3 protein-coding genes and 1 pseudogene are annotated in these 3,634 nt (G+C 67.0%); all 4 read right to left on the bottom strand.

Features of this window, described 5'->3' with window-relative positions:
* Nucleotides 1–633, bottom strand: a 633-nt coding sequence (locus tag AC1DBQ_RS22440; RefSeq protein ID WP_476930614.1) for a DUF7800 domain-containing protein, incomplete at its 3' end; no start/stop codon positions are given.
* A gap of 79 nt (nt 634–712) precedes the next feature.
* On the bottom strand, nt 713–1,651 hold the full coding sequence (locus AC1DBQ_RS22435; protein ID WP_476930613.1) for an alpha/beta fold hydrolase: 939 nt from the start codon (nt 1,649–1,651) through the stop codon (nt 713–715).
* A gap of 87 nt (nt 1,652–1,738) precedes the next feature.
* A complete protein-coding gene (locus AC1DBQ_RS22430; protein ID WP_476930612.1) occupies nt 1,739–3,301 on the bottom strand; it encodes a long-chain-fatty-acid--CoA ligase in 1,563 nt (520 codons plus the stop codon).
* Nucleotides 3,302–3,324: 23 nt separating this feature from the next.
* A pseudogene (locus AC1DBQ_RS22425) lies at nt 3,325–3,634 on the bottom strand (acetyl-CoA C-acyltransferase); the annotation flags it as partial.

Here is a 3,634-nt window from a genome sequence, read left to right as displayed (position 1 = left end):
GAAGATCATGGCGCTGGGAAGGGTGGACAAGAGCCACCGGTTCGCGGGGTCCGACCAGGCCAGAAAATACAGGTGGGCGTATTCCTCGTAGTCCTTGAGTTCCTCGCCGGGGGGTGCCTTGATGTCGCGTCGGCCGCGGATGAACTCCTGCATCTGCTCGCTGGTCACGTCGGCATAGACCTGGTCCCCGATGAAGGCCACCAGGTCCTGCCACGGTAGCTCACCGCCGGAGGCCATCCTCAGCGCGAAGGCGCGCAGCGAATCGACGCCGTGGGTCCGGTTGCCGGACGCGTCGTGCGGCACACTGGTCCGGCAGGAGCCGTAAGCCATCCGCAGCGGCTTGCCCGGCGTCAGTGTCGCGATCCTCGAGGGAGGGAACCCGGATGCGGGATCGGGCCAGACCCGGGTTCCGTTGACGTCGAGCGAGTAGGACGTGACCGTTCCGGGCGCCAGTCCGCCCACCTCCACCAGGGCGTAGTGGTGGCCGTGCACTGCGAACGTCTTGGCTGCCCACTCCCTGCCGCCCGCACGGAGCGAGATGCGGGCAGCAGTTCGGGTCTCCACCCAGACACTCGCCGAGGTCTCATCCACGTACCGCATCATGGGACCGAGCACCAAGGGAAAGGTCGTCATGACTTAGTTGTACCGGCTCCGCTCGGGTGCGGCCATGGCCCGGCGCAAACACAAAACGCTGCKTCTTCAACGCGGCGGGTTAGTCAACTGGTGTGTACCGGCCCGCTGTGCCGGTCTGGTCGGCGTCCAGGGCCTCCTTGACCGCGGCGGCCACCCGGGCCGCGCCTGAGCTTCCCATAACGATTGTGTAGTGGTTGACCTCGGGTACCACTTCGGCCCGCAGTGACCGGTGGCTGCCGGCCCAGGCGTCGACGGTTTCGTGGGTGTAAAGGCCGGGGGATTCGTTGAGGAGTCCGCGAGGCGCCCACAGCAGGACGGCGGGGTGGTTCAGGTCCTGAAGGGCATGCCGGACTGAGTCGCCGGCCAGGAGATCTCTCGAGTCCTCGGTCATTGCCTCGATGGTGGTCGAGGGACGAAGGTTCGGAGCCTCGCCGAGCAAGTCGTACCGCGCGTAAGCTTCGACGTCGTCGTTCCAGTCGTCGGCAAAGGCCGGGTGACGGCGCCAGAATTCCAGGTACGTTTCATGGTCCGGGAAGCTCATCGACAGACGGGCCGCCGCGGGCCCGAGAATCGCATCAATGGCCTGGTCCACGCTGACTCCGGGCGGMAGCGGAAGCGGAAGTCCGCCGTCCACCAGCAGGAGCRAGCTCACCCGTTGCGGATAGGCGCGGGCAAAGACTTGCGCGACGAAGGCGCCCATGGAGTGTCCGAGGACCACAATGGGGCCGGCGGAGACGGCATCTAGGAGAGCCGCCAGGTCCTGGGCGTGGGCGGCCATGCCGAAGGGTCCGGGCAGCGCGTTGCTGCGCCCTCGGCCCCGCAGGTCCGGCGCGATGATGCGGACGGCGGGGAGGGCATCCGCCAGGACCGTCCACTGCATGTGCGAGGACGTCACTCCGTGCACGGCGAGGATGGTCGGCGCCGCGGGATTCTCTTCTCCCCAGACGGCKGCATGGAGAAGGCCGCCGCGCACGGGAACGTCGATGGTGTTGTAGTCCTTGCGGCTGGTCTCAGTCATGAATMGGGTCCTTATCTGAGGAGCGGAATGTCGGTGGAGTCGGTGGATATCCTGGGCACGGCCGCCGCCGCCGACGGGGCATGGCCGTTAGGATCCGACGGATTCGGCAGCCAGGTTGCGCTTGAGGATTTTTCCGCTGGGCCCGAGGGGGAGCTCCTCGAGCAGCCTGACGACGCGAGGATATTTGTACGCGGCGAGTTGGGCGCTGGCGAATTCCATCAGGTCTGCCTCGGTGGCCGTGGCTCCGGCGTCGAGCACGATCGCGKCGGCAATTTCCTGGCCGTGGACGTCGTGCGGAATTCCGTAGACGGCGGCACTGACGACTTCCGGGTGGGTGAGGAGGATTTCCTCTACCTCGCGGGGGTAGACGTTGTAGCCGTTGCGGATGATCATGTCCTTCTTGCGGTCAACGATTCTCAGGTAGCCGTCGTCGTCCTTCGTCCCAAGGTCCCCGGTACGGAACCAGCCGTCGACGATCGCCTCGGCGGTGGCCTCCGGCCGGTTGAGGTAGCCCTTCATCAGGAGGTGTCCGCGGATGACGAGCTCGCCAAGTTCGCCGCAGGGCAGCAGCTCGATGCTTTCGACCKTTTCGGCGCGGGCAATTTCGATGTCGACGCCCCAAATCGGGACGCCGATGGTGCCGGGCCGGGGTGCTGTGCCGACGTGGTTGAATGCGGCGACGGGGGACGTCTCGGTCAGTCCGTAGCCTTCGTGGATCTCCACGCCGAAKACGTCGCGGAACTTGTCCATGACGGCCAGCGGGAGGGACGCGCCGCCGGAGATGCCGTAGCGCAGGGCGGCCGGGCGGACGTCGACCGTCTTGGCCGCTTCAAGGAGCGCCACATACATGGTCGGCACACCGACGAAAATGTTCACCTTGTGCCGTGCCATCAGGTTCAGGGCACCATCGCCGCTGAAGCGGGGCATCATGACCACGGTGGCGCCCGCGCGCAGTCCCGTGTTGAGAACGACGGTCTGGCCGAACGTGTGGAACAGCGGCAATCCGCCGAAGAGGACGTCGCCGGGCTTGAAGTCCATGACGCTTGTCAGCAGGACGCTKGTCTGTTCCACCAAGGCGAAATGCGTGCCAAGGGCGCCCTTCGGCTTGCCTGTGGTGCCGGAGGTGTAGAGGATCGTGGCGGTGTCGGAGGGCCGGCACGGGACGTAGCTGTCGATTGGCCGGGACGCGGCGGCCTCGTCTTCGAGCCGCGGCAGCCCGTCGTCGTCCGCCGCCATCACGGTCAGGAGATCGGTTCCGGCGGTRGCGGCGCCCGCAGCGCCTTCCTTCATCAGGGATGCGGCGCAGATCAACATCCTGGCGCCGCTGTCCTGGAGCACGTAGTCGATTTCGCGTGCCTTGAGCAGGGCGTGTACCGGAACAACGACGGCGCCCAGGGCCAGGACGGCGTAATACACCCGGGCGAAGTCCGGGACGTTGGGGATCAGGACGGCGACGGCATCTCCGGGGCCGATGCCCCGCGCGCGCAGCGCCCCGGCGTAGGCGCGGGTCTCACGCCAGAGGCAGGCGTAGCTGGTTTCGTCCTCGCCGACGATCAGGGCGATGCTGTCCGGCGTCCTGCGTGCGGATTCGGCCAKGATGGCTGCGACGGAGATGGTTCCAAAGCCGTCGTCGTGGTTGCTGGTTTTCATGGCCTGCTTCTTCGTTGGGATGGTCATGCCTTGAGGATCAGGGCGTCGCCCTGGCCGCCGCCGCCACAGAGAGCTACGACGCCGATGCCTCCGCCGCGGCGCTTCAGGGCCAGCKCCTGGTGCAGGACCAGGCGCGCGCCCGAAGCCCCCACCGGGTGCCCGAGGGCAATGGCGCCTCCCTCGGCGTTGACGGCGTCCGACTCGATGCCGAGGTCCTTGGCGGATTGGATGAGCACGGACGCGAAGGCCTMGTTGATCTCGACCAGATCAAGTTCCTGGGCCGTCAGGCCCTCGCTCTTGAGGGCGCGTTCTATTGCGCGGGCGGGCTGGGAG

The sequence above is a fragment of the Arthrobacter sp. 10T413_2 genome, assembly GCF_056394205.1.
Note: the sequence above shows the minus strand (reverse complement) of the source record. Positions and strands in the feature narration are given on the sequence as shown.